The organism is Candidatus Accumulibacter sp. ACC012 (genome assembly GCF_907163155.1).
Classification (GTDB): Bacteria; Pseudomonadota; Gammaproteobacteria; order Burkholderiales; family Rhodocyclaceae; genus Accumulibacter; species Accumulibacter delftensis.
This window is the reverse complement of the sequence record NZ_CAJQUC010000002.1, coordinates 143,393-166,525: the sequence shown is the minus strand read 5'-3', so window position 1 is coordinate 166,525 and position 23,133 is coordinate 143,393. Positions and strand designations below refer to the sequence as shown.

Genomic DNA, 23,133 nt, shown 5'->3' with positions numbered 1-23,133 from the left:
CAGTGTTCTACCGCCTTCTTGCCGTCATTGCGAGGGCGTAGTTTGTCAGGCGAAGCGCGCCGACAGGCCGCCATCGACGAGAAGTTCGGTGGCGGTAATGTACTTGGCCTCGTCGGAGGCCAGAAACAGCGTCGCATAGGCGGTATCCCAGGCGTCACCCATGTGGCCCAGCGGGCATTGCGCATCACGCGTACGGATCAGGTTCGGGATATCGCCTTCCTCGCCATAAACGCGGGTCAGCGCGGCATGTACCAGGGGCGTGTTCATCAAGCCGGGTAAAACACAGTTGGCGCGGATGCCGTCGGGCGCATGCCGGATGGCCATGGTCCGCGTCATGGCTACCATCGCCCCCTTGCTGGCCGCGTAGAAGCCGTAGTTGACGCCCGCCCAGCCGCGTACGGCAACCGAAGCGTTATTGACGATAGCCCCCTTCTTCTGGCGCATCATTACCGGCAGCACGTGGTGGCAGGTGAGGTAGGCGCTCTTGATATTCACCGCCATCAGCCGGTCCCAGGTCGCCTCGTCGAGCTCGGCAGGGCCGCCAACGATGGCCATGCCGACGTTGTTGACCAGGATATCGATACGCCCGTAAGCGTCCATTGCCGCCGCCACCATCCGCTCGACGTCGGCGGCAAGAGCCATGTCGGCAACCACGGCGATACTTTCACCGCCTTCGTCGCTGATGATGGCTTGCGTCGCCGCGGCAGCCTCGGCGTTGATGTCGGCACCGACGACCTTGGCGCCTTCGCGTGCAAAGAGCACCGAAATCGCTTTTCCGTTACCCCAACCGGGCCCCACCGAGCCGCTGCCGGTAATGATCGCCACCTTGTCCTGCAAACGTCCGCCCAATTTCAATTCTCCCTTAGCTGGTCCAGTGGCGCCGTAGTTCGGTCTTCAGCACCTTGCCGTAGTTGTTCTTCGGCAAAGCGGCGACGAAGACATAGTTCTTCGGCCGCTTGAAGCGCGCGATCGATTGCAGGCAGAGCTGATCGAGTTCCGCAGGTGGCGCAGCCAGCCCTGCTCGGCAGACAACGAAGGCGACGACCTCCTCTCCCCACTCCGCACTCGGCCGCCCGATCACCGACACTTCGGCAACCGCCGCGTGCTGCAGCAACACTTCCTCGACCTCGCGCGGATAGATGTTGCTGCCGCCGCTGATGATCACGTCCTTGGAGCGGTCCTTGAGCGTCAGGAAACCGTCGTCATCGAGAACGCCGACGTCGCCGGTGTACAACCAGCCGTCGCGCAGCGTCGCAGCGCTCGCCTCCGGGTTGCGCCAGTAGCCCTGCATGACGGTTTCGCCGCGCACCAGCACTTCACCGGCAACACCGGCGGGCAGCGGCTGGCCGTCAGCGTCGGCGACGACGACCTCGACGACGCTTTGCGCGACACCCACCGAGACAATGCGCTCCAGGTAGCGGGGATGCTCACGATCGGCGAGATGCTGCCGGGCCAGCGCGGTGATCGTCATCGGGCTCTCGCCCTGGCCGTAGATCTGCACCAGCCGGTCACCGAGGACGTCGAGCGCGCGCCGGATGTCCTCGAGATACATCGGGCCGCCACCATAGACGATGGTCTTGATGCCGCGGCAATCGCTGCCGTGCGTAGCCACATGCTCGACCAGCCGGAGCACCATCGTCGGCGCGGCGAACAGCGAAACCTGGCCGAAATGCTGCGCCAGGGCCAGGATTTCAGCGACGTCGAAGCCGCCCGACGCGGGAACGACGTGCCGCGCGCCGACCAGTACGTGCGCAAAGTTGTACATGCCGGCGCCGTGCGACATCGGTGCGGCATAGAGGATGCTGTCCGCCGGCGTCGCCTGGTCCACGTCGGTAAAGTAACAGAGGCTCATCGCCAGTAAGTTGCGCTGCGAGAGCATCACCCCCTTGGGTTGGCCGGTGGTTCCCGAGGTGTAGAACAGCCACGCCAGGTCGTCGGGCGCACGCGGTACGATGTCGATCGTCGCGCCGTCGGCGATTCGCCGGTATTCCGGCGTGTCGATCGAAAGCATGCGCAGACCGGGTGCACGGCCAGCGACAGCACCCGCATCACCGACCAGCCCACCCGCCCCAGCCAGCCCACCCAACGTTCCGGCGACAAACAGCAGCGACGCCGCCGAATTCTCGCAAATGAAAGCGACTTCGCGCGGGTGCAGCTTGTTGTTGATCGGCACCGCCACCAGGCCGGCGTGCCAGACGCCGTAGAGCAATTCCAGATACTGCGGACAGTTGGCCATGAACAGGGCAACGCGGTCGCCCGCCTGCAGGCCGTAAACGCCGCGCAGCTTGCCGGCGATCACCGCCGCGCGACGGAATAACTCGGCGTACGACCACAGCTCCTGCTCACCGCGCGTGACCGCGTTCAGCTGCGGAAAGACGCGGGCCGTGCGAGCGAGCAGGTGGGCGAGATTCATCGCCGCCAATCACGGCATGGCGAGCACCTCGCGCCGCCGCGGCGCAACGCAATCACCGCCACGACCGCCGCCCTCCCCCGCTGCTCAGCCGCGCTCGGCGAGCAGGAAGTCCTGGACGGCGCGCACCTGCGGCTCGTCGAGGAACATCGGCGCATGACCGACATCCGGCACTTCGACGAGCTTGGCCTTCGGTCCACGCAGCGTCATCTCGACGGCCGTTTCACGCAGCAGGATGTCCGATTCAGCGCCGCGCAGAACCATCGTCGGGCAGCGAATGGCGTCGTACATCGGCCACAGGCTGATTTCCGTGGCTTCGAGGAAAGCTTTCTGGTAGGGCTGCGCAAGCGCGCGATCGTAGTTCATCTCGAACCCACCTTCCGCTTTCGGGCGCGTGCCGACGACGGTCATGAACCGCCATTGCGCGTCGGAAAGCTTGCCGAAGGGCGCGCAGACCGTACGCACATAGGCTTCCGCCTCGTCGAGACTGGCGAAGTCAGGCGCCTTGCCGAGATACTCGCCAATGCGTTGCAGCGCATCCATGGCGATCAGCGGACCGACATCGTTGAGCACCATGCGCGCGATCGGCGAGGCTGGCAGGCTCGACAGGAACATGCCGATCAGCCCGCCCATCGATGTCCCCAGCCAGTGCACGGAATCGACGCCAAGCCGGGCAATCAGCGTGATGATGTCGTTGGCGTAAACGGGCAGCGCGTAGTCGTCGGGGAAGAAAAGCCGATCGCTGCGCCCGCGGCCGACGATGTCCGGGCAAATCACTCGGTAATCGCTAGCCAGCGCGTTGGCCAGCACATCGAAATCCCGCCCGTTGCGAGTCAGGCCGTGCACGCAGACCAGGACGCGTGGATTGGCCGCATCGCCCCACTCGCTATAGGCCATCGTGTGCAGGCCATGCGGGCCGAGGCAACGCACCGAATTTTCACGCATTTCCTTGACCCGCGCACCGGCGGATTGCCCGCGTCGCGATGTCACCACCAGTTCGTCGAATTCCTTGAGTATCACCTTGATTGACCCCCGATCTCGTTGATTATTTGGCGCCAAAGAATGCCCTGACGAACACCCGCGACGAGCAAGCTTTCGCCGCCGACCTCGGCGCGAAAAAGCCGGACTGGGTCGCTGGTCGAGCGTAAGGCAGCGCTTCAATGCTAGCCTGCGAGTATCCCCGCAAGGGATAGGGGAAGTCAAATTGTGGCCGCCGGCGGGCATGGCCAAACCGAGCTGACAGGCCCATTTCAGGCGCGCTTGCGCCCGGTAATCATCGCCCGCACGAGGTTCTCGCGGTGCAGCAGGCTCTCCCAGACGACACCGATCAAGTGGCCGACGACCAGCAACAAGGTGAAGTGGGTTGCCAGCTCGTGCGTCCCTTTGATAGCGTCGATCGTTCCGTCACTGGCCGCGACCAGCAAGCCGGCCAGTGGTCCCAAGCCCTTGTCGGCAGCGTACAGCGCCAGTCCCGAAACAACCGTCACCGACAGGCTGAGCAGCAGGACGATGATCATCGCGCCACCGGCTGGATTGTGGCCGAGGTGACGCGGTGCACGCCAAGCCAGCACCGCTTTGAGATAAGCGAGGGTTTCGCCCGGGCGATGTACGAAGTCGCGGAAGCGTGCGTAACGCGGGCCGACAAAGCCCCAGAGCAGGCGAAAAAGCAGCAGCGCCGCGATCGCATAGCCGGCCCAGACGTGCACCTCCTGCAGGTACTCGCCACTGAGGCGATCCTGGACACTTTCGAACAGTTCGTCCTCGGAAAACCAGGCCGCGCAGAAACTGCCGAGCAGAGTCCAGTGAAAGAGGCGGAGCAGCGGATCCCAGACTTTGACTTCCTTGGTGTGGATGGTGCTGCGCATGTCGCTACCTCGTGTGGGAAACCCGCCGACGGCAGGTAATTGCTGTGCCTGGCACAGTCGCTCGCTCCTGATTGGAGCGCCATGCGTGCATGCCTGGGCCCGAGATAGGCCCGCACAGCGCCAATCAGACAGGTGCTATGGCCTACACACCTTCTTCGGACACCAGAGCACCGCTCTTGATCTCATAGTGCAGCTCCCACTTCTTGCCGTCGGCACCCTTGACTTTCACCTCCCAGGTCTTCTTGCCTTTCTTGCTGTCCTGATAGGCCTTGGTCACTTCGCCCGGATGCGCCTTGAGCGCCATCTCGATCGCCTGCTCCTTGCTGATTTCAGTCGCTGGCGCGCTGGCGGCAGCACTCATCGGGGCGGCGGCTGGCGCTGGATTCGTGCTGTCGACGGCCAGGGCAGCGCCGGAGAAAGTGGTTAAAACTGCCACCAGGGCGGCGGCGGAAAATGCGCTAGGCTTTTTCATACGATCGGTCTCTCGATAGAAATTGAGGAAAGAAGAATGCCGCTTGTCGCTCGGAACGAACCGCAGGCCAAAGCAGCAAGGACGAACAGGCGCCACTTTGGGCGCGCATCCTTAATTCAGCCTTAGCAGCACCGAGTACAACTGCGCGCCCGCCACCAGGTCCGCGCCAGCGCGCAACAGACGAAGAGCACGCCAGCCCAGCCGAGCAGGCTGACCAGGCCGGCAATACGCGTATCGAGATGAAGCAGCTGCCAGCGCGCGAAGATCTCGCTCCAGTCGTGATCACCACCCACCAGCGGCAGCATCTGCGCACGCGCATCAGCCATGTAACGAGCGATGTTGAAGAAGTTCTGGAACAGCCAAAGCATCACCAGGGAAGTGGCGAAGGGATCGCGACGGCGCCAGAAGCTCAACGCGACGATCAGCGGTAGCGCCAGCTGGCCGAGGGTGCCACCGTACACACCCAGGCGACTGCCAAGCAGCCAGAAGAGCGGGTGCCCGGCCTCGTGGAAAGCGAGATTCGCCGAGTCGAGCAGCGGAAACCAGCGCTCGCCGGTATTGCCCAGGTAGAGAACCGTCATCGCGAAAACGACAACCACGATCAGCTGCCAGCCGGCGACCGGCTGCCAGCCGCCGCTGGCGCCGAGCTCGTGAGAAGATCGCAAAGGCTTTCTCCTGCTCATGTCCTCTTGGCGTCGGTAGTCGCCAGAGTGGTGCTGCCGTCACCCACCCGGCGAGCAACATTTCACTAGCCGCCGGCTTACCCCGGATCGGCGCTGCCAACCCGCGCGCGCAGCTCGTCGAGTTCCTCGAGCAGGTCAGCGACCAGAGCGGCCAACTCGGGAACCGCATCGAAGTCACGTTCCAGTTGGCTCATGCGCCGTGCACGCACAATGCTGATGCTGGAAAAACACCACACGCCGGCGACGCTCTCGGCCTGCGGTATCAGCCCGTCGTCGATATGACGCTGTAGCCACGCCGGTTCGACGCTACAGGCGGCGGCAAGCTGTTCGAGGGTTACCCAACTGTCTTCCATCGGGCTGCCGGTGAGAATCTCATCGTCGCGCATCGCTTACGCCCTCCCCGGCGAACGCGGATCGAAAGCGAGCTCCCGCGCCATGGTTTCATACAGTTCCTTCGCCTTGGCCGTATCGGCCGGCGGCAATACGATCTGGATATCGAGCAACAGGTCGCCCGGCGCAGCACCCGGAATTCCCTTGCCGCGGACCCGCATTTGCCGTCCGCTCTGCGTTCCTTCCGGGATACGTACGTTGACCCCGCCCTGCGGCAGATCGACCTGCACCACCGCACCGAGCGCTGCCTCCCAGGGGGCGATGGGCAAGGTCAGATGCAGGTCGCGCCCCTGTGCGCGAAAGCGCGGATGCGCTCTGAACTGAACCTCGAGCATCAGGTCTCCAGCTTGCGCGCCGCCGGACCCCGGCGCACCCTGCCCCGCCAGACGAATGATCTGGCCGGCGTACACTCCCTGCGGGACTCTGACGTTCAAGGTGCGCGTTTCGAGTGCCACGTGACCGCGTGCGTCGTTCTTCGGCGCACGCAGGGAAATCTGCCGGGTGGCGCCACTGAAAGCGTCTTCAATGTCCAGCAGGACCTTGGCGTGATGGTCTTCGCCACGCGCCTGGAACGGTGTGCGCTGGCCGCCACTGAAGCCACGCGCGCCGCCCCTGCGACCAAACATTTCGGCGAAGAAATCGGAGAAGTCGGCCGTTTCGCCCGGCGCGCCGCCACGCCCGGAAAACTCGAAACCGGCATCCCAGTTTGGTGGCGGGCGAAAATCCTGACCGGGCCGGTAGCCACGCCCCAACTGATCGTAGGCGACGCGCTTCTCGGGGTCGGAGAGCACTTCATTGGCCTCGTTGACCTCCTTCATCTGCGCTTCGGCGTTCGCTTCCCTGGAAACGTCCGGGTGATATTTCCGCGCCAGTTTTCGGTAAGCCTTCTTGATCTCGTCGGCCGTCGCCTCGCGCGACACCCCCAGAGTCTGGTAGTAATCCTTGAATTCCATTCGCTATCCCCGATCTTCAGCAGTCGTGCAACAAGGTTAGCAAATGGGGGCGAACAAGGCTCAAATCAAGATCTTGAAGTCCTCGGAAAATGCCCCATTTCGGTAGGGAGGCGCCGAGTCCGGCGCCCCTGAGCCAAGCTTATGGAGGATTTGTGATGATGATGTACCGCTCTCTGTTTCCCCGCGATGTGTTGTCGGAACTGGATCGGCTGCAGCGTGAAATGCAGCAGGGTCTGCACCTTTCCCCGAGCATTCGCGGCATAGCCCGTGGCGGCTTCCCGGCGATGAATGTCGGCGGCACCGCCAAGTCCGTTGAAATCTATGCTTTCGCACCGGGCATCGACCCGGCGACGCTGGACGTGCAAATCGAGAAAGGCGTACTCACCGTTGCCGGCGAGCGCCAGATCGAGCAGCCCGACGAGAAGGCAACCGTGCACATCGACGAGCGTTTTGCCGGCCGTTTCCGCCGCGTCGTCACCCTGCCCGACGACGTCGACGCGAATGCCGTCGAAGCCAAGTACCGCGACGGCGTGCTGCACATCAGCATCGGTCGCAAGCAAGACGCCCAAGCACGCCGCATCACCATTCAGTAAGGAGGATCGAAAATGTCTGAAAACACTGCTGTCAGCAAAGCCGACGCCCGGGACGATGCGGCCCTGCAGCCACCGGTCGACGTCATCGAAGATGCCGCGGGAATTACCCTTTACGCCGATCTGGCCGGCGTTCCCAAGGACAAGCTGCATCTGCACGTCGAAGGCGACGCCCTGACCATCGAAGGCGAAATCGTTCTCGAAATGCCCGAGGGCATGGAGAACAGCCACGCCGAAGTCGGCCTGGCCCGCTACCGGCGGGTGTTCACCCTGTCCAAGGAACTCGACGCCAGCAAGGTCGGCGCCGAGTTCAAGAACGGCGTGCTCAAGCTCAGCATCCCCAAGGCCGAGCACGCGCAACCGCGCAAGGTGCAGGTCACGGTCACGTAAGCATCGCCGGCGGGGGTACGCCCCCCGCTTCGACGGGGTCGAAAAAGATGCCGTGCCTGCTTTAGCAGTTGAGTGAAGGTGGCTTCACGCATGACCATTCTTCGCTGGAGAGGTGTGCATTCCAATGTACATCAAGGGCCCCGCGGTGCACGCGAGGCCTCGCATCTCCAGGCGCAGAAACGCGGCATTTCGGCCCATCTGGCTGTCGACATTCTTTACATCGTTTCCTGAAGGTCGTCGCGAAACATCAATAAGCAATTGTTTTTCCTAAACTTCACTCCTTCGGCTCGGATCTTGCTCACGACACCTACGTTCAGTTCTCGCAAAGGTAGCCGCCACATGGAAGCCGAAGGCGCATTTTCCACCCGCATGGTGGAGCAGGTGCAGCACATCGAGCACTATCGCCAGGAAGTGCTGCGCGTCGAAGGACGACTACTGGACGACGATAGCGCGGCGCTGGAGTGGATCACACGCTACGCCGCGACATTCCCGCCAATCGAGACCTACAGCAGCCACTGAGCGTAAACTCTGGCCAGCGCTGCTTATCGGCTCACCACCACGGCGGAAGTCTGCCCGCCGAGATCAAGGCAGGTCCGCTGAACGCACTCGAAAATTTCGCCCCGTCGGACAGCCTCGAACGCTTCAGGGCGCTGGGCGGCCAGGCCTGAGGAGAGCCCACATGCACGACCACAAGACTGTCCACGCTGCGATCACCGAGTGGGGCGAAGCCTTCTGCAACAAGCAGCTCGACCGCCTGATGGCACTCTACGCGCCGGACGCGGTGGTGTTCGACGCCATACCGCCCTTCTCCAGCGGCATCGAGGCCATGCGCGCCAAGGTCGCCGCCTGCTTCCCGCATTTCCCCGACGGCTGCGCGATCGAAACGCGCGATCTCACGGTCAACATCGGTGCTGAAATGGCGGTCGCCCATTTCCTCTGGCACTTCGTCGACCTGCCAGCAAACCACCCCGCCGGGCGGCACTGGCTGCGCAGTTCGATCGTCTGGCGAGCGCATGCGAACGGCGGCTGGCTGATCGTTCACGACCATTGCTCGGCGCCCTTCGATCCCTACACTGAAAAAGTCGTTCTCCACCCGGAGACTGTCGACGTCGAGGCAGCAGCCAGCAATTGCGGCGGACATGACCCTGTAGGGTAGTTTCGCGCAGCTCTACGCAGACGGATCGGGGCGGCGACGTCCGGGCACTCGCGCGCCATCAATCCCCCTCGCCTGGCTTGGGTATTTGAAGGTGTTCGTGCACTATTCGCATTTGCCAACCGAACCCGCCGTACCCTCGACTCATGCCAACCCGCGCCGTGCCTGAAAGATTCCTCGTCGCATTCTCCCTCGCCGGCGAACAGCGCGAGCTCGTGCGAGCTATCGCCGAGGCGGTGGAGAATCGGCTGGGGCGCGGTAGCGTGTTCCTGGACGAGTGGTTCGAGCACTACATCGCTGGCCACGATGCGGACCTGAAACTTCAGGAGATATACGGTAAACGATGCGAACTGGCCGTCGTGTGCGTCTCGGAACGTTATGGGTCCAAACCCTGGACGCAGGCCGAGCACCGGGCAATTCGCGCCCGCCACATGAAATGCAGCGCAGCCGCCCAGGAACGCGAGCGCGACGCTGTTCTGCCGATCCGCGTCGGCGATGGCGAGATCGAAGGCATCCTCTTCAACGCCATCGTGGCCGACGTGCGCGGGCGCAGTGCCGCCGCCAGCGCTGAATTGATCATCGCCCGCCTTCACCTCCTCAGGCCCGACTTGCAAGCCGTCTCAGCGGGCGCGCCGCTCGGACCGGCATGGCCGAAAACGCCCCCGCCACTCGCATGGCCCATGGCCAACCATAGCGGTGCGCGGGAAGCCTTTGCTCAGCTGCTGACCTCCGACGTGGATTGGCGCCTGCTGCGGATCCGCGGGCTGAGCGAGACCGGCAAGAGCCACATCACCCGGCAGATGCTCGCCAATACTCTTCCCCGTGCGGGCATCGCCTGCGGACGCTTCGACTTCAAGGGAAGCACGGACATGGACCGCGAGCTCCGTGCCTTCGTCCAGGAGCTGGGCGTGACCGTGCCGCCATCGACACCGCGGCTGCCGCACGCATCGAGTGGATTTACCACCGCCTTTGCTGCGCGCCGGATGAAGCCGCCAGCGAGCTTGAGCAACTCGACCGTGATTGGTCTGGCACCGCACACCCCGAAGACCGCAATGCGCTAGCGGTGGCGTTGCGGGAGTTGGCTGGGACGGACCTGATCCACGCTCGCGCCCTCTTATGGGCATCGCTCTGTATCGCGTGGGTACGGCTTGGTCGGGGTGAAGCGGCGCAACTCGGTGATGACGCGCTCGGCATTCGCAAACTCGCGCGCGACGTGGGCGACGCGCAGGCAGAAGCGGATGCCGAATGTATCCTCGGCGACGTGCTGCAGGCGCAGGGCAAGCTGGGCGAGGCGCAGGCGGCCTTTGCGGAATGCCTCGCGATCAACCGCCGGCTCGCGGAGCAGGACCCGGGCAACGCTGGCTGAGAGCGTTGAGGCGCATGACCCGTGTGGCTAAAGCTGGCGAAAGCGAAGCGGACGTAGACTTTTTCGAGCGCGCTTCGCATGGCTGCTGGCCGCGAATGCCGAGCCACTGTCCGTCGTCACCGAAAGGGCTTCATCCTCGGGAAGGTGCTCCATGGCACCGGCGAACAGGGGATCAAGAGCTTCGAAACGTTTGGCTGCGGGATTCGAGGGTTTGAGCGGCCGGCAACGAATTTCTGGAGGTTGGCAGGGCTCTCCGGGATGAGCGGCTTCAAGCGCCTCGTCATCGCAGCGGCGGCGAGCAGCCAACGACCGATCTGGCGCTTGATCTTGTCGATCGCCGAGCTGCACTTCACCGGCAGCTCCTCCTGGACCAGGGCCATCAACTTCTTATTGACGTCATCGAACACCAACGCACCAATCCTGAAGCGCGCTGTGCAGAACGCTTGAGCGCTGACCAGGCGGACCGAGTCCGCACGATTGCGGAGGTTGCTAAGGAACTGCTCCAGTTCAGAGTGGACCGCACTCTGCACTCTGCACTCTGCACTCTGCACGCCGGACAGTAAAAGCTCAGGATTGTTGGAAAGCTGAGCGTACGCTCGACGTGCAAGGCTCCGAGCTTCGGGTGAAATGCGCGGAGCTTCGGGCGCAAGGCTCTGAGCTTCACGGTGCAAGCAACAAAAGCTTCGCTGCAAGGCAAAAAGCCTTGCGCGCAAGGCTCCGCGCTTCGATCGAGCTGAAAAACGGCAGCAAGGACAAGCTTCGCGAGCTTGCGCGCGAGGCTTTGCGCTTCGCCCGCAAGGATCAAAGCCTTGCGGTGCAAACCTCGATGCCTTGCACGCCGAGCAAAAAGGCTTGCGGGAACGGCTTTTTGCCTTGCCGGGGAAGCGCAGAGCCTTGCCCGCGCAAGCTCGGAGCCTTGCCAGCGAGGCTCCGAGCCTTGCCGGGACGCTTCGCCGCGGCGCCGATCGAGCAAAAAGCTTCGCTGCAGCACTCGGCGGGCTGACGAACGCGGAACAAAGGCTTGCCCGACGAGCACGGGAGCAGGCGCATCGAGCACGCGGGCTGGCGCATCGAGATAGTCGACCACCTCGCATTTGGCCTGCAGCAGTTCGGTGGGAGCGATCTCGCGTGGATCGCGCGCCAGCTGGCGCTGCTTGGCGTCGATCAGACGCTGGCCGTGCTGGCGGAAATAGAGTTCGTGCAGCGGTGCGCGGGTCGCAATCGGCTCACCCGCCATCACCTTGGCGATGCACCGTACTGCGCCTCGATCACGCCCGCGAGCGCGCGGGTCAGATCACGATGTTGCGAAGAGTAGCTGATGAAAAGATCGGCTGCATGGCTATCCCGGCTTTGCTTGGTTTTCTCTATTTTGAACCCTTGCTGGCGCTGCCGGGAAGGTCAAGGCACAATTGAAGGCCGCGGGGCGGGAACTTGAACCCGGTTTGCTGCGCACGATCGCGAAGCTGACACTGCCGCCGCTGGCCTCATCCAAGAAAGCAATCAGGACCTGAAGATGGAAGTTTTCAAGTGGTTGAACGATCAACTGCTGCGTATGGACTGGCTGGCCTGGCTGGTCGGCCGGCTGGTCGAGGACGGGTTCGGCATGGACCTGGCCGGCCGCAGCGGGGCCAGCGTGCATTTCTTCATCTATGACGTCATCAAGATCTTCATTCTGCTCGCGGTGCTGATCTTCTCCATTTCCTGGGTGCAGAGCCATTTTCCGCCCGAGCGCACGCGGCGTATCCTCGGCGGCATGCAGGGCTTCAGTGCCAAAGTTGCCGGCGCACTGCTGGGCACGATCACGCCGTTCTGTTCGTGCTCGTCGATTCCGATCTTTATCGGTTTCACCAGCTCGGGATTGCCACTGGGAGTGACTTTCGCGTTCCTGATCTCTTCGCCGCTGGTGGATCTGGCTTCGGTGATCCTGCTGGCCAGCATCTTCAACTGGACGATTGCCATCGCCTACGTGCTCCTTGGCCTGGTGCTGGCGGTGATCGGCGGCATGCTGATCGGCAGGGCGAAGATGGAAGCTTATGTGGAATCCTTCGTCATGCACAACGCGGTGCTCGACACGCCTCAAGAGCAGCTGAGCAGCCGCGATCGCCTGCAATTTTCCTGCGCGCAAGTCAGCGACATCTTCGGCCGTGTCTGGGTCTACGTGCTGATCGGTGTGGGTATCGGCGCCGCCATCCACAACTGGATTCCGGCTGCATGGACCGAATCATTGCTCGGCCAGAACAACTGGTGGTCGGTGCCCCTCGCCACCCTGATTGGTGTGCCGATGTACGCTGACATTTTTGGCACTTTGCCGATCGCCGAGGCCCTGGTCGGCAAAGGTGTTGGACTCGGTACGGCGCTGGCGTTCATGATGGCCGTCACGGCGCTGTCGCTACCTTCCCTGATCATGCTCAAGAAAGTCGTCAAGGCGCCGCTGCTGGCCCTGTTCTTCGGCATCGTCACGTTTGGTATCGTCCTCATCGGCTATCTGTTCAACGCCTATGCGTATCTCTTCATCTAACGGTCATGACATGTCGAGACACCCCTGATGATGAAAGACATGACCGCCCCCTCTCACTTGCAGTGCGCATTCCGGCTTGCACGCCGGAATCGTTCGACGGGCAGGGACCATGCTCCCTGAATTCCCCGCCTCACCCCCGGCCCTTCTCCCGCGAGGGGAGAAGGGAGTTTCGTGAGTCGCTTGCGCGACTTTCACATTAAGCTACGGAGCGCAATATGATCATCAAGATTCTCGGACCAGGGTGCAAGAAATGCAGCACCCTCACGGAAAACACCGAAAAGGCACTCGCCAGTCTGGGCCTGACGGCCGACGTGATAAAAGTGACCGACTTCGCGCAGATCGCTGCGCATGGGGTGATGTCGACGCCGGCCCTGGCGATCGACGACAAGGTGGTCTCGGTCGGCAAGGTGCTGACGGCGGCAGAAGTGGAGAAGATGCTGCGAAGGTGATTTGCCAGGCGTCGCAAACGCGATTTGTCGCGCGCGATTTGTTGTGCACTGTTTCTGGCCCGGCGTGCGCGGTGGGGGCGTGCGCAGTGGGAGGCACGAAAGTGCTTCGACGCGGCGCAGAAATTCGTCCGGCCCGACAAGGGCAACAAAAAAGCGGGCCGAAGCCCGCTCTTGTTTTCAGGAAGCCGTACGGCTATTTCTTCTCTTCCTTCATGTCCTTCTTGTCGTCCATTTTCTTCTCGTCCGCCTTCATGTCTTTCGTGTCGGGCTTCTTCTCTTCCATCTTCTTCTCGTCCTTGGGGGCACCGCCATGCGACATGGCGAAGGAACTAGCGGAGACAGTGGCGAAGGTCGCTGCAATCAGAACGGATAGTAGCTTGCGCATATGAAACTCCTCTGGATTTGTTGGAGAATGTGACGGCCGATTTGGCACGCACAAAAATAGTAACGCGAATGGACCTTCTCAAGTTGACCTCTTGCACCCACTTTCGCTTTCTGCCCTGGTTGCTGGCGGCCGGGGTAGCGCTGCTGGCGCTGACCGCGCATGCCGCGCCGCGCAAACCGAGCGACGACTCGGAAGTGCTGGAACGGCTGCCGACGCGGGCCGGCGACGCCAGTGCCCGCGAACTGGTCGCCTTGCGCGCGGCGATGGCTGCCGCCGGCAAGGACCCGCTGCCGGCAGCGCGGCTCGCCGAGCGCTATTTCGACCTGGCCATGGCCCGTGGCGATCCGCGCTACGCCGGCTATGCCGAAGCAGTGATCGCGCGTTTTCCAGAGCCACTGCCGCCCGAACTGCTTTCCATGCGCGGGATATTGAACCAGTATCGGCACGGCTTTCAAGCGGCGCTGGACGATTTTGCGGCGGCCCTGGTGCAAAATCCGCAACTCGCGCAGGCGCACGCCTGGCGCGGCGCCATTTTTCTGGTCCAGGCCAACTACGCCGCTGCGCAAGAGGAATGCGCTGCCCTGCAGGCGCTGGGAAAAACCATTCTTCATGCCAGCTGTAGCGGCCTCGCGCAGGCCTACGGCGGTCAACTCGCAGCCGGCTACGGCGCCTTGCAGCAGGGGCTGGCGAGCAGCCGCGACCCCGACAATCGCCTCTGGCTGCTGACGCGTCTGGGCGAAGTGGCGGCCTGGCGTGGCCAGCCGAAAGTCGCGGAAGAGCACTACCGCGAGGCCTTGCGCATCGGTCGCGACGACGGCTATCTGCTTGCCGCCTGGAGCGACTTTCTGCTCGACAACGGCCGACCCGCCGAAGTGCTCCGCGAACTGGCGGATTGGCAAGCATCCGACACCCTGCTGCTGCGCCTTGCCGAGGCAGCAGCCCTGGAGAACTCGCCGGACGCCGCACGCCTGGCGCAGACGCTCGATGAGCGCTTTGCGGCCGCCCGCCAACGTGGCGACACCACCCATCGTGCCGAGGAGGCGCGCTACGCCCTGCATCTGCGCAAGGACCCGGCAAGCGCCGTGCGCCTGGCTGCGGAAAACTACGCCGTCCAGCGCGAACCGCGTGACGCGCGCATCCTGCTCGAAGCGGCGATCGCCGCAGCTGACCCGGCAGCGGCACAGCCGGCGCGCGACTGGTTGCGCGACAGCGGCTTTGAGGATCAGCGACTGCGCGAGTTGGGTCAGAGGTTGGCGCCGGGCCCGGCACAAGCAGCGTCCAGGGCGGAAGCTCCGCGATGAGTCTCCGCCATTGCCCGTTTCGCCTGCCGGCGTTGCTGCTTTTCTTCGTGCTGTTCGCCCTCTCTCCGCTCGCCTCGGCGCACAAGGCCAGCGACAGCTACCTGATCCTCGATGTCAGCGGTAGCCAGGTCACCGGGCAATGGGACATCGCGCTGCGCGACATCGATTTTGCGCTCGGGCTCGATGTCGACGGCAACGGCGAGATCACCTGGGGCGAACTGCGCGCACGCCAGCCCGATATCGACGCCTGGGCGCTCGGCCGCCTCGGCCTGCAGCGCGGCGGTAGCTGCCGGATAGGGGTCGCCGACCACCTGGTCGACACGCACACCGACGGTGCCTACGCCGTGCTGCAACTGCGGGGCGAATGCCCGCGCACCGATGCCGAGCTGAGCGTCAGCTACCGCCTGCTCTTCGAGCTCGATGCCTTGCACCGCGGCCTGCTGCGCCTGACGCTGGACGGCAGCTCGCATTCCGCCGTCCTCGCCCCGGAGCGTGCCGAACAGCGCTTTGTCGCCGGCGAGAGCTCACGCCTGGCGCAGTTCGGGCAGTATCTCGTCGAGGGTATCTGGCACATCTGGATTGGCTTCGATCACATCCTCTTTTTGCTCGCCCTGTTGCTGCCCGCGGTGCTGGTGCACGAGAACGGCGGCTGGCGCGGGGTGGCGCGCTTCCGCGACGCGCTGCACGAAGTGCTGTGGGTGGTCACGGCCTTTACCGTCGCCCATTCGATCACCCTCTCGCTGGCCGCACTGGGCCTGATCCAGCTTCCGTCGCGGCTGGTCGAGTCAGCGATCGCCGCGTCGGTAGTACTGGCGGCGGCCAACAATCTCAAACCGCTGGTCGAAGGCCGGCGCTGGCTGGTGGCCTTCGCCTTCGGCCTGATCCACGGTTTCGGCTTCGCCAGCGTGCTCGCCGAACTCGGCCTGCCACAGCAGGCGCTGGTGCTCTCCCTGCTCGGCTTCAACCTCGGCGTCGAAGTGGGCCAGCTGGCGATTGTCGCCGTCTTCCTGCCGCTGGCCTACGCGCTGCGCAACACCGGCTTCTATCGCCGCGGCGTGTTCATCGGCGGTTCCCTGGCCACGCTGGCCATCGCCCTGGTCTGGCTGCTCGAACGCGCTTTCGATCTGAAGCTGATCGGCAGCTGATCGATAGTGTCGTGTTGCACGCACTATGGAACATATGAATCCCCCGGCCACCGCGCGGATCTTACGCCGCTGTCAGGCTTGCCAAAGTCTTGCCGGGAATGGGGAATGGGGAATGCGGAATGCGGCGCCACATCAGCCCGCACGTCATTGCGAGGAGGCGCAGCCGACGTGGCAATCCAGAGGTTTGGCTTTTCGCATTGTCAATAGGTCAATGCGGCGGGAAATAGTGAGAGGATGGAGCTGGATTGCCGCGTCGGCTACGCCTCCTCACAATGACGGTGGGTACGGGATGGCTGCTGGGTCGGGGTGGAGGGGGTGGGATGGCACTATAGCAGCGTGACGTGTTCAGCCAGGCGGCTACGTTATACTGTTGTTAATTACAGCACACAAGGAATCGCCGGTGCGCGCCCCGCAAGCCGTTGAACATGCTCAGTCTGAAAGCGCAGCCGCGCAGAAGGCGGCAACGCCGCGCGCTGTCGATCCGCTGGCCCAGCTAAATGCAGCGCAGCGCCAGGCGGCGACTTTCGGCATCGACGACACTGGCCTGGCAGCCAGCGATGCTGCGCATCCACCGCTGCTGGTCATCGCCGGCGCGGGATCGGGGAAGACCGCGACGCTGGCGCAGCGGGTCGCGCAGCTGGTCGCCCACGGTGCCGACCCGGGGCGAATCCTGCTGCTCACTTTCTCGCGACGGGCGGCGAGCGAAATGAGCCGCCGCGTCGAGCGCCTTCTGACGCGTTGCGCCGCGGGTCAGGCGCGTACCGCCGCGCCGTCGCTCAACTGGTCGGGCACTTTTCACGGCGTCGGTGCACGCCTGCTGCGCGAGTACGCGGGCCGCATCGGCCTCGACCCAAATTTCACCATTCACGATCGGCAGGACTCGGGCGACCTGACCAACCTGGTGCGCCACGAGCTCGGCTTCGCGGTCAAGAGCAAACGCTTTCCACTGAAAGGGACCTGCCTGGCGATCTACTCGGCGACGGTGAACACCCAGTCGCCTCTGCGCGAGGTATTGCAAACGAGCTTTCCCTGGTGCGCCGAATGGGAGGGCGATCTGCAGCGACTGTTTCTCGCCTACGTCGAAGCCAAACAGGCGCAGCAGGTGCTCGACTACGACGATCTGCTGCTCTACTGGGCGCAGATGGTCAGCGATCCGGCGCTCGGTGGGGAGCTTGGCGCGCGCTTCAGGCATGTGCTGGTCGACGAGTATCAGGACACCAATCGCCTGCAGGCGGCGATTCTCCTGGCCATGAAACCCGATGGCAGCGGCCTCACGGTGGTCGGCGACGACGCGCAGTCGATCTACGCTTTTCGCGGCGCAACGGTGCGCAACATCCTCGATTTCCCGGCGCACTTCGAACCGCCCGCGCAATTGGTGACGCTGGAGCGCAACTACCGCTCGACGCAGCCGATCCTGGCCGCCGCCAACCAGGTCATTGCCCTCGCCGCCGAGCGCTTCAGCAAGGATCTGTGGAGCGAGCGTCAGTCATCGCAAAAACCGACCCTGGTTTCGCTTCGCGACGACGCCGATCAGGCGAACTATGTCGTCGAGCAGGTACTCGCCCGGCGCGAAGCCGGTGTCCGGCTCAAGGCACAGGCGGTGCTTTTCCGGAGCGCACAACACAGCGTGCGCCTGGAACTCGAACTCACTCGCCGCAACATTCCTTTCATCAAATTCGGCGGCCTCAAGTTTCTCGAAGCCGCACACGTCAAGGACGTCCTGGCGGTGCTGCGCTGGGCCCGGAACCCGCGCGACCGGATCGCCGGCTTCCGGGCCATGCAACTGGTCGCCGGCATCGGCCCGAAGACGGCCAGCCAGGTGCTGCGCAATGTCGCCGAAACCACTCCCGCTCCCGCCCTGCTCGGCGAGCAGCCGGTCCCTGCAGGCGCGCGCGCCGCGTGGCTGGAATTCACCACGCTGGTCGATTGCTGCGGCGCGGCTGGCGCGGCCTGGCCGACCGCCTTCGATCAGATCTGCCGCTGGTACGAGATGCAGATCGACCGCCTGCATCAGGATGCGGAAATCCGCCAGGCCGATGTCGAGCAGCTCGGCCGCATCGCCAACACCTACGCCAGCGCCGAAAGCTTTCTCACCGAACTGACCCTCGACCCGCCGGACGCCAGCAGCGACCAGGCCGGACCACCGCTGCTCGACGAGGATTACCTGATCCTGTCGACCATTCACTCGGCGAAGGGGCAGGAATGGACCGCCGTCACCATTCTCAACGCCGTCGATGGCTGCATCCCGTCCGACATGGCCACCGGCTCGGCGGCCGCAATCGAGGAGGAGCGGCGCCTGCTCTACGTGGCCATGACCCGCGCCAGGGAGTACCTGGAAATCATCGTCCCGCAGCGCTTCTACGTCACCCATCAAGCAGGCTTCGGCGACCGGCATCTCTACGCCAGCCGCACACGCTTCATCAGCAACGCGCTGCTGCCCCACTTCGAGCAAGGCTCGTGGCCACCCGCGCCAGAAGCTCCGGCCGCCAATCCCGAAGCCAAACAACAGGCGCTCGACCTGGCGGCGCGGATGCGGGCGATGTGGAAATGACCTCCGCCGCCCGCTACCCTCATCACTCCTTGCGCAATTTCTCGGCGACGACCGGCAGCAGCACCGACACCGCTCGAAAGGCCGCTTCGCCCCGTTCGCGTTCGGCGGCCAACTGATTCGGCAGCGGATAGCGGGCCACCGAAACCACCTCGATCCCGCCGGCGCGCAATGCCTCGGCAACGCGTTCGGCACGCACGCCAGCGAGCCGCGGCGGCCCCCCACGGTCACTACTGGCGTGCCCGACGACTTCGACGCGATCGATGTTCCAGCGTTGCAGGGCCCAGACGATGGTCGCGATGCGCAACTCTGCGGCCTCATTGAGGCCCTTGCTGCCGGGTTCGAAATAGATCGGCGGCAGTGCCTGCGGCGGCGGCAGCAAGCGGATCTGCCACTGCGGATGACGCTTTCCCAGGTCGCTCTCCATTGCCCGCCAGGCGGCGAGGTCGATTCCCGCTTGCGCTTCGGGAACCAGCGTCGCGCGTCGCTGCGCAGAATCGGCATCAAAAGCGGCCAGCGGCAAGGGAAAGGCGCTGCGCAGACTGTCGGCGACGCTGCTATCGAGCTTGGGCGCACTCTCGCCAAGCCCGAGCGCGAGCACCTGCGGCGACACTTTTTCAGACGTGCGTAGCTGTGTCAGCTGCAAATCGACCGGCTGGTGCAGTTGCCGTGCGATCTCCTCGCCCAGGCGCAGCTCCAGCTCGGCCTCAGGTTCGGCGCTCAAGACCATGGCGCGCACCCGCGGTGGCTTGCTGTCGATGAACAGCACCTCTACTGCGCCCAGCTGGCCGCCCGGCAGCGAGGCCGCGCCGGCCTCGAGCACGTTGCGAATACGAATCTGCGCGAAACTCTCGAAAGCGATCGCTTTCAGCGAAATGAACAGCGGTATGCCGAGGGGCACCAGCACCAGAAAAGAGATCGCTGCCTGGCGGGCAAAGCGCTTGCGCAAGCCACCGCGGCCGAAACCATACCATTCGGCAACGGCGGCGACCGCAAGACTGATCGCCGCCATGTTGGTGAAGAACAGCAGCAGCGCGCCGCGCGCCACCGGCCAGCGCTCGGTGACCAGGCCATAGCCAATGGTCGCCAGCGGTGGCATCAAGGCCGTGGCAATGGCCACTCCGACGATCGCCCCACCGCGGCCGCGGATCAGGGCATAGCCGCCCGCGGCACCCGAGAGGATGGCGACCACCAGGTCGAAAAGATTCGGGCGGGTACGCGCCAGCAGCTCTGGCGTCAGTTCCTTGACCGGCGAAAGCAGCACGATCAGCGAAGTGAACGCCACTGCTGCGGCAGTACCCAAAGCCAGCGCACGCAAACTTTTACGCGCCAGATCGAAGTCGAGAGTGGCGATGGCCATGCCGCTGCCGACGATCGGCCCCATCAGCGGCGAGATCAGCATCGCGCCGATGATCACCGCCGGCGAGTTGAGCAGCAGGCCGATGGTCGCTATGCCGCCGGCGACCACAATCATGAAGCAGAAATTGAACGAGAAATTGGCGTCCTGTTCGACCTGATCGAGAATCCCCCGGTGATCGATCTCGCGCACCAGAGCTCGCCACCAGCGCCCCCAGGCACGCGGCCCCAGCCACAGCACGCGGACGAAGCTGCCCGTGCTGAGCAGGTCCTCGCCGAGGCCGGCAGTCTCGGCGACCTCGGCGACTTCGGCGACTTCGGCGACTTCGGCAGGCGCGGCAGCTCCGCTTGCTGTCGCGCTTGCTGTTGGTGGCGTAGTGGATGCTTGGCTAGCGGGTGATGCAGGTACGGGCGTGGGCATATTCGGGCTTTGTTGGCGACGGGAGAGTGTCACGCTCTGACTCTTTGGAGTGCTTGCGACAGGCGTCGAGAAGGGAGCGCGTCGCTGCCGGTGCGACGCCGACCGTCGCCGTTCTGGGAGGCATGTCCACGGATTCCGGCATCCGCAGCGATGCAGGCAGCGATTCTACCAAGGGATGGCACGGGAAGGGGCCGCGTTGAACAGCGTGACGAACACGGGCATTCCTATTGGGCGCAGTCCGACTGTGCGGTAAAGTGGCACCTCGAGAAATCGGCGCCAGGAGCGACCAGCACCGGCAGGGCAAGTGACAACGAGAAGGAGAAATAGTAATGGCCGACAATACGAATACCCGGCACGCTGACCATGGCGGTGCCGGCACGGCAGAGCAGGGTCAGGTCGTGCTGCTGGTGGCCACTCGCAAGGGCGCCTGGCTTTATCACGGCGATGCGGCACGCGAAAACTGGCGCGTCGATGGCCCGCACTTTCTCGGCCACATCATCAGTCATCTGGTGCTCGACCCGCGCGACGGCCAAACCCTGCTCGCTGCGGCCAAGACGGGACACCTCGGTCCGACGATCTTCCGCTCGACCGATCGTGGGCGCAGCTGGAGCGAAGCAAAGCGCCCGCCCGCTTTCGCTGCGAGCAGCGAAGGGGCCACCTCTGGCACAGCCCTGCCCGGCCGCACGGTCGATCACACTTTCTGGCTGACGCCGGGTAATGCCCAGCAGCCGGATGTCTGGTACGCCGGCACTTCGCCGCAGGGACTGTTCCGTTCCGACGACGGTGGCATCAGCTGGGCGCCGTTCTCGTGCATCAACGACGATCCGCAATACCGGCAGTGGATGGGTAGCGTACAGGACGGCACGCCGGACGGGCCAAAGCTGCACTCGATCATCGTTGATCCCCGCAACGCCGATCACCTCTACCTGGCGATGTCCGGTGGTGGCGTGCACGAGAGTAGCGATGGCGGCCAGAGTTTCAAGCCCCTGCTCGACCAGCTCGACGTCGTCGGCGGTTTCGATCGCGCCGATCCCACTTTCCACGACCCGCATTGCGTCCGCCTGTGCCCGAGCAACCCGGATCGTCTCTATCAGCAGAACCATTGCGGCATCTACCGCCTTGACCGGCCGTCCGAGCAATGGCTGAACATCGGCAAGAGCCTGCCCGCAGAGGTCGGCGACGTCGGCTTTCCGATGGTGCTCCACCCGCGCGACGCAGACACCGCCTGGGTCTTCCCGATGGACGGCACTTCCGTCTGGCCACGCACCAGTCCGGACGGCAGGCCGGCGGTGTATGCGACAGGCGACGGCGGCCAGAGCTGGCAACGTCGCGACGCCGGCCTGCCGACCAGCCAGGCGTGGTGGACGGTCAAGCGCCAGGCGATGAGCGCCGACGCGCTGCAGCCGCTAGGCCTCTATTTCGGGACCACCAGCGGCGAGTTGTGGATGAGTCGCGACGAAGGCCTGCACTGGCAATGCATCGCCCGCCACCTGCCGGAAATCTACGCCGTCGAAACCGCATTCCTGGCGTAACGGACATGGCAGTCGAGGCACCCCGGATCATGAGAGTCATGACCGTCCCCCTCTCACTTGCAGTGCGCATTCCGGCTTGCACGCCGGAATCGTTCGCCGGGCAGGGACCATGCTCCCTGAATTCCCCGCCTCACCCCCGGCCCTTCTCCCGCGGGGGGAGAGGGGAGGTTCGTGAGTCGCTTACGCGACTTTCACGGTAAGGCTGGCCGCCCATGAAAGTGCTCATTCCGAGCGCCTTGCGCTCCTACACCACACACGGCGAGGTCGAGGCCAACGGCGCGACCCTCGCCAGCGTGCTTGCCGACCTCGACCGCCGCTACCCGGGAATTCGCTTCCGCATGATCGACGAGCAGCAGCAGATACGAGCACACATCCGCTTCTTCTACGCCAGCGCGCAGCTACGCGACCTCGCTCAGCCGCTGGACGCGAACGGCGAACTGATCATCGTGCAGGCACTGAGCGGCGGGTGAGCGGCGGCGGCGCGTCGGCAAAGTCGGCTGCGGCGGGGTGGCGTCGCGTGCAGTTTCGCCAACCCCCTGCCAGCGGCCGTAGCGACGAACTACTTGCCAGCCGCTTCGCGCTTTTTGCGCGAGGTGGGCATCAACATCGCTTCGCCATCGATGACCACGGTGTCACCCACGGTGCACACGGTGTCGAGCGCCACCCGGCCCTTTTCGGCGAACACTTCCTTGACCGTCACCTTGGCATGCACCGTGTCGCCGGGACGCACCGGCGCGCGGAAACGCAAGGACTGGTTCATGTAAATACAGCCGGGCCCGGGCAAGCGATTGCCGAGCACCGCCGAGATCAGGCTGGCGGATAACATGCCGTGCGCGATACGGCCGCCAAACATCGTCGTGCGCGCAAAATCCTCGTCCATATGCACCGCATTGACGTCGGTGGACACGCCCGCAAACAGGACCAGATCTGCGTCAGTAATGGTCTTGGCAATTTCCGCGCTCATACCGACAGACAAGTCTTCAATATCGTAACCGTTCTGGGGATTCATGATAGGCCTTTCATAATGATTATCAGCACGGATATGTCCGTGCCCAGGGAAAACAGCGTCAGCTATCGCTGGCACCGGTGAATATTTTTCAACATAGCAAAAAACTTGAATCCAAAACGTCCAGAGGACGAGAATCTTTAATAAGCGACAAGGAGTATCTCTGATATAGGCACAGCGGTCAATGCAAAGGTCATCAC

26 protein-coding genes are annotated in these 23,133 nt (G+C 64.0%); 15 read left to right on the top strand and 11 right to left on the bottom strand.

Annotated features, from left to right (window positions below; translation table 11 throughout):
* Nucleotides 1–45: 45 nt before the first annotated feature.
* From QZ648_RS01290 to QZ648_RS01255, 8 genes are all read right to left on the bottom strand, one after another.
* A complete protein-coding gene (locus tag QZ648_RS01290; RefSeq protein ID WP_291995871.1) occupies nucleotides 46–849 on the bottom strand; it encodes an SDR family oxidoreductase in 804 nt (267 codons plus the stop codon).
* 13 nt (nucleotides 850–862) lie between these two features.
* Nucleotides 863–2,413, bottom strand: coding sequence for an AMP-binding protein (locus tag QZ648_RS01285; RefSeq protein ID WP_291995870.1), 1,551 nt, complete (start codon nucleotides 2,411–2,413; stop codon nucleotides 863–865).
* Between the two features lie 84 nt (nucleotides 2,414–2,497).
* Nucleotides 2,498–3,355, bottom strand: a complete 858-nt coding sequence (locus QZ648_RS01280) for an alpha/beta hydrolase (RefSeq protein ID WP_169067946.1) — start codon at nucleotides 3,353–3,355, stop codon at nucleotides 2,498–2,500.
* Between the two features lie 305 nt (nucleotides 3,356–3,660).
* Nucleotides 3,661–4,275 carry a cytochrome b/b6 domain-containing protein gene (locus tag QZ648_RS01275; protein ID WP_291995869.1) on the bottom strand — a complete coding sequence of 205 codons (615 nt, stop codon included), beginning with the start codon at nucleotides 4,273–4,275 and terminating at the stop codon, nucleotides 3,661–3,663.
* 142 nt (nucleotides 4,276–4,417) lie between these two features.
* The gene (locus QZ648_RS01270) at nucleotides 4,418–4,747 is read right to left on the bottom strand and encodes a PepSY domain-containing protein (protein WP_169067930.1); all 330 of its coding nucleotides are present in this window, start codon (nucleotides 4,745–4,747) and stop codon (nucleotides 4,418–4,420) included.
* Between the two features lie 122 nt (nucleotides 4,748–4,869).
* Nucleotides 4,870–5,412, bottom strand: coding sequence for a hypothetical protein (locus QZ648_RS01265; RefSeq protein WP_291995868.1), 543 nt, complete (start codon nucleotides 5,410–5,412; stop codon nucleotides 4,870–4,872).
* A 95-nt stretch (nucleotides 5,413–5,507) separates the two neighbouring features.
* A complete protein-coding gene (locus QZ648_RS01260) occupies nucleotides 5,508–5,816 on the bottom strand; it encodes a chaperone modulator CbpM (protein ID WP_169067932.1) in 309 nt (102 codons plus the stop codon).
* 3 nt (nucleotides 5,817–5,819) lie between these two features.
* Nucleotides 5,820–6,773: a DnaJ C-terminal domain-containing protein gene (locus QZ648_RS01255; protein WP_169067933.1), complete on the bottom strand. Its 954-nt coding sequence runs from the start codon at nucleotides 6,771–6,773 to the stop codon at nucleotides 5,820–5,822.
* Between the two features lie 158 nt (nucleotides 6,774–6,931).
* Here QZ648_RS01255 and QZ648_RS01250 point away from each other — a divergent pair, with 158 nt between their 5' ends.
* The 10 genes from QZ648_RS01250 (at nucleotide 6,932) to QZ648_RS01205 (ending at nucleotide 13,239) form a co-directional block, all read left to right on the top strand.
* On the top strand, nucleotides 6,932–7,366 hold the full coding sequence (locus tag QZ648_RS01250) for an Hsp20/alpha crystallin family protein (protein WP_169067947.1): 435 nt from the start codon (nucleotides 6,932–6,934) through the stop codon (nucleotides 7,364–7,366).
* Nucleotides 7,367–7,378: 12 nt separating this feature from the next.
* Nucleotides 7,379–7,753 (top strand): Hsp20/alpha crystallin family protein, encoded by a 375-nt coding sequence (locus tag QZ648_RS01245; protein WP_169067934.1) that lies wholly within the window; start codon nucleotides 7,379–7,381, stop codon nucleotides 7,751–7,753.
* Nucleotides 7,754–8,092: 339 nt separating this feature from the next.
* Nucleotides 8,093–8,272, top strand: a complete 180-nt coding sequence (locus tag QZ648_RS01240; RefSeq protein WP_169067935.1) for a hypothetical protein — start codon at nucleotides 8,093–8,095, stop codon at nucleotides 8,270–8,272.
* 160 nt (nucleotides 8,273–8,432) lie between these two features.
* Nucleotides 8,433–8,909, top strand: a complete 477-nt coding sequence (locus QZ648_RS01235) for a nuclear transport factor 2 family protein (RefSeq protein WP_291995867.1) — start codon at nucleotides 8,433–8,435, stop codon at nucleotides 8,907–8,909.
* Nucleotides 8,910–9,052: 143 nt separating this feature from the next.
* Nucleotides 9,053–9,967 (top strand): TIR domain-containing protein, encoded by a 915-nt coding sequence (locus QZ648_RS01230; RefSeq protein ID WP_291995866.1) that lies wholly within the window; start codon nucleotides 9,053–9,055, stop codon nucleotides 9,965–9,967.
* Nucleotides 9,968–9,984: 17 nt separating this feature from the next.
* Nucleotides 9,985–10,272, top strand: coding sequence for a hypothetical protein (locus QZ648_RS01225; protein ID WP_291995865.1), 288 nt, complete (start codon nucleotides 9,985–9,987; stop codon nucleotides 10,270–10,272).
* A gap of 78 nt (nucleotides 10,273–10,350) precedes the next feature.
* Nucleotides 10,351–10,719 (top strand): hypothetical protein, encoded by a 369-nt coding sequence (locus tag QZ648_RS01220; protein WP_291995864.1) that lies wholly within the window; start codon nucleotides 10,351–10,353, stop codon nucleotides 10,717–10,719.
* A gap of 574 nt (nucleotides 10,720–11,293) precedes the next feature.
* Nucleotides 11,294–11,587: a hypothetical protein gene (locus QZ648_RS01215; protein ID WP_291995863.1), complete on the top strand. Its 294-nt coding sequence runs from the start codon at nucleotides 11,294–11,296 to the stop codon at nucleotides 11,585–11,587.
* 198 nt (nucleotides 11,588–11,785) lie between these two features.
* Nucleotides 11,786–12,790, top strand: a complete 1,005-nt coding sequence (locus tag QZ648_RS01210) for a permease (RefSeq protein ID WP_291995862.1) — start codon at nucleotides 11,786–11,788, stop codon at nucleotides 12,788–12,790.
* Nucleotides 12,791–13,005: 215 nt separating this feature from the next.
* Nucleotides 13,006–13,239, top strand: a complete 234-nt coding sequence (locus QZ648_RS01205; protein WP_169065964.1) for a thioredoxin family protein — start codon at nucleotides 13,006–13,008, stop codon at nucleotides 13,237–13,239.
* A 193-nt stretch (nucleotides 13,240–13,432) separates the two neighbouring features.
* Here the strand turns inward: QZ648_RS01205 and QZ648_RS01200 are convergent, their stop codons facing one another.
* Nucleotides 13,433–13,624, bottom strand: a complete 192-nt coding sequence (locus QZ648_RS01200; RefSeq protein WP_169065963.1) for a hypothetical protein — start codon at nucleotides 13,622–13,624, stop codon at nucleotides 13,433–13,435.
* Between the two features lie 83 nt (nucleotides 13,625–13,707).
* Here QZ648_RS01200 and QZ648_RS01195 point away from each other — a divergent pair, with 83 nt between their 5' ends.
* The 3 genes from QZ648_RS01195 to QZ648_RS01185 all read left to right on the top strand — a co-directional run bounded on the left by QZ648_RS01195 (nucleotide 13,708) and on the right by QZ648_RS01185 (nucleotide 18,621).
* The gene (locus QZ648_RS01195; protein ID WP_169065962.1) at nucleotides 13,708–14,925 is read left to right on the top strand and encodes a hypothetical protein; all 1,218 of its coding nucleotides are present in this window, start codon (nucleotides 13,708–13,710) and stop codon (nucleotides 14,923–14,925) included.
* Nucleotides 14,922–16,070, top strand: a complete 1,149-nt coding sequence (locus QZ648_RS01190) for a HupE/UreJ family protein (RefSeq protein WP_169065961.1) — start codon at nucleotides 14,922–14,924, stop codon at nucleotides 16,068–16,070. Before QZ648_RS01195 ends, QZ648_RS01190 begins: the two co-directional genes overlap by 4 nt.
* Before the next feature lie 484 nt (nucleotides 16,071–16,554).
* On the top strand, nucleotides 16,555–18,621 hold the full coding sequence (locus QZ648_RS01185; RefSeq protein ID WP_291996123.1) for an ATP-dependent helicase: 2,067 nt from the start codon (nucleotides 16,555–16,557) through the stop codon (nucleotides 18,619–18,621).
* Between the two features lie 22 nt (nucleotides 18,622–18,643).
* On the opposite strand, the gene QZ648_RS01180 is transcribed toward QZ648_RS01185, so the two are convergent.
* Nucleotides 18,644–20,428 carry a TIGR00341 family protein gene (locus QZ648_RS01180; protein ID WP_291995861.1) on the bottom strand — a complete coding sequence of 595 codons (1,785 nt, stop codon included), beginning with the start codon at nucleotides 20,426–20,428 and terminating at the stop codon, nucleotides 18,644–18,646.
* A gap of 296 nt (nucleotides 20,429–20,724) precedes the next feature.
* On the opposite strand from QZ648_RS01180, the gene QZ648_RS01175 reads away from it, so the two are divergent.
* Complete coding sequence (locus QZ648_RS01175) at nucleotides 20,725–21,927, top strand: glycosyl hydrolase (protein ID WP_169065958.1); 1,203 nt, start codon at nucleotides 20,725–20,727, stop codon at nucleotides 21,925–21,927.
* A 212-nt stretch (nucleotides 21,928–22,139) separates the two neighbouring features.
* Nucleotides 22,140–22,397 carry a MoaD/ThiS family protein gene (locus QZ648_RS01170; protein ID WP_169065957.1) on the top strand — a complete coding sequence of 86 codons (258 nt, stop codon included), beginning with the start codon at nucleotides 22,140–22,142 and terminating at the stop codon, nucleotides 22,395–22,397.
* Nucleotides 22,398–22,486: 89 nt separating this feature from the next.
* Here the strand turns inward: QZ648_RS01170 and QZ648_RS01165 are convergent, their stop codons facing one another.
* Nucleotides 22,487–22,936, bottom strand: a complete 450-nt coding sequence (locus QZ648_RS01165) for a MaoC family dehydratase (protein WP_169065956.1) — start codon at nucleotides 22,934–22,936, stop codon at nucleotides 22,487–22,489.
* Between the last annotated feature and the right edge of the window lie 197 nt (nucleotides 22,937–23,133).

Coding starts and splice junctions, on each gene's coding strand:
- QZ648_RS01285 (WP_291995870.1), bottom strand. CDS start 2,413: ATGAATCTCGCCCACCTGCTCGCTCGCACGGCCCGCGTCTTTCCGCAG.
- QZ648_RS01280 (WP_169067946.1), bottom strand. CDS start 3,355: ATGCGTGAAAATTCGGTGCGTTGCCTCGGCCCGCATGGCCTGCACACG.
- QZ648_RS01275 (WP_291995869.1), bottom strand. CDS start 4,275: ATGCGCAGCACCATCCACACCAAGGAAGTCAAAGTCTGGGATCCGCTG.
- QZ648_RS01270 (WP_169067930.1), bottom strand. CDS start 4,747: ATGAAAAAGCCTAGCGCATTTTCCGCCGCCGCCCTGGTGGCAGTTTTA.
- QZ648_RS01260 (WP_169067932.1), bottom strand. CDS start 5,816: ATGCGCGACGATGAGATTCTCACCGGCAGCCCGATGGAAGACAGTTGG.
- QZ648_RS01255 (WP_169067933.1), bottom strand. CDS start 6,773: ATGGAATTCAAGGATTACTACCAGACTCTGGGGGTGTCGCGCGAGGCG.
- QZ648_RS01250 (WP_169067947.1), top strand. CDS start 6,932: ATGATGTACCGCTCTCTGTTTCCCCGCGATGTGTTGTCGGAACTGGAT.
- QZ648_RS01245 (WP_169067934.1), top strand. CDS start 7,379: ATGTCTGAAAACACTGCTGTCAGCAAAGCCGACGCCCGGGACGATGCG.
- QZ648_RS01240 (WP_169067935.1), top strand. CDS start 8,093: ATGGAAGCCGAAGGCGCATTTTCCACCCGCATGGTGGAGCAGGTGCAG.
- QZ648_RS01235 (WP_291995867.1), top strand. CDS start 8,433: ATGCACGACCACAAGACTGTCCACGCTGCGATCACCGAGTGGGGCGAA.
- QZ648_RS01230 (WP_291995866.1), top strand. CDS start 9,053: ATGCCAACCCGCGCCGTGCCTGAAAGATTCCTCGTCGCATTCTCCCTC.
- QZ648_RS01220 (WP_291995864.1), top strand. CDS start 10,351: ATGGCTGCTGGCCGCGAATGCCGAGCCACTGTCCGTCGTCACCGAAAG.
- QZ648_RS01210 (WP_291995862.1), top strand. CDS start 11,786: ATGGAAGTTTTCAAGTGGTTGAACGATCAACTGCTGCGTATGGACTGG.
- QZ648_RS01205 (WP_169065964.1), top strand. CDS start 13,006: ATGATCATCAAGATTCTCGGACCAGGGTGCAAGAAATGCAGCACCCTC.
- QZ648_RS01200 (WP_169065963.1), bottom strand. CDS start 13,624: ATGCGCAAGCTACTATCCGTTCTGATTGCAGCGACCTTCGCCACTGTC.
- QZ648_RS01190 (WP_169065961.1), top strand. CDS start 14,922: ATGAGTCTCCGCCATTGCCCGTTTCGCCTGCCGGCGTTGCTGCTTTTC.
- QZ648_RS01175 (WP_169065958.1), top strand. CDS start 20,725: ATGGCCGACAATACGAATACCCGGCACGCTGACCATGGCGGTGCCGGC.
- QZ648_RS01170 (WP_169065957.1), top strand. CDS start 22,140: ATGAAAGTGCTCATTCCGAGCGCCTTGCGCTCCTACACCACACACGGC.
- QZ648_RS01165 (WP_169065956.1), bottom strand. CDS start 22,936: ATGAATCCCCAGAACGGTTACGATATTGAAGACTTGTCTGTCGGTATG.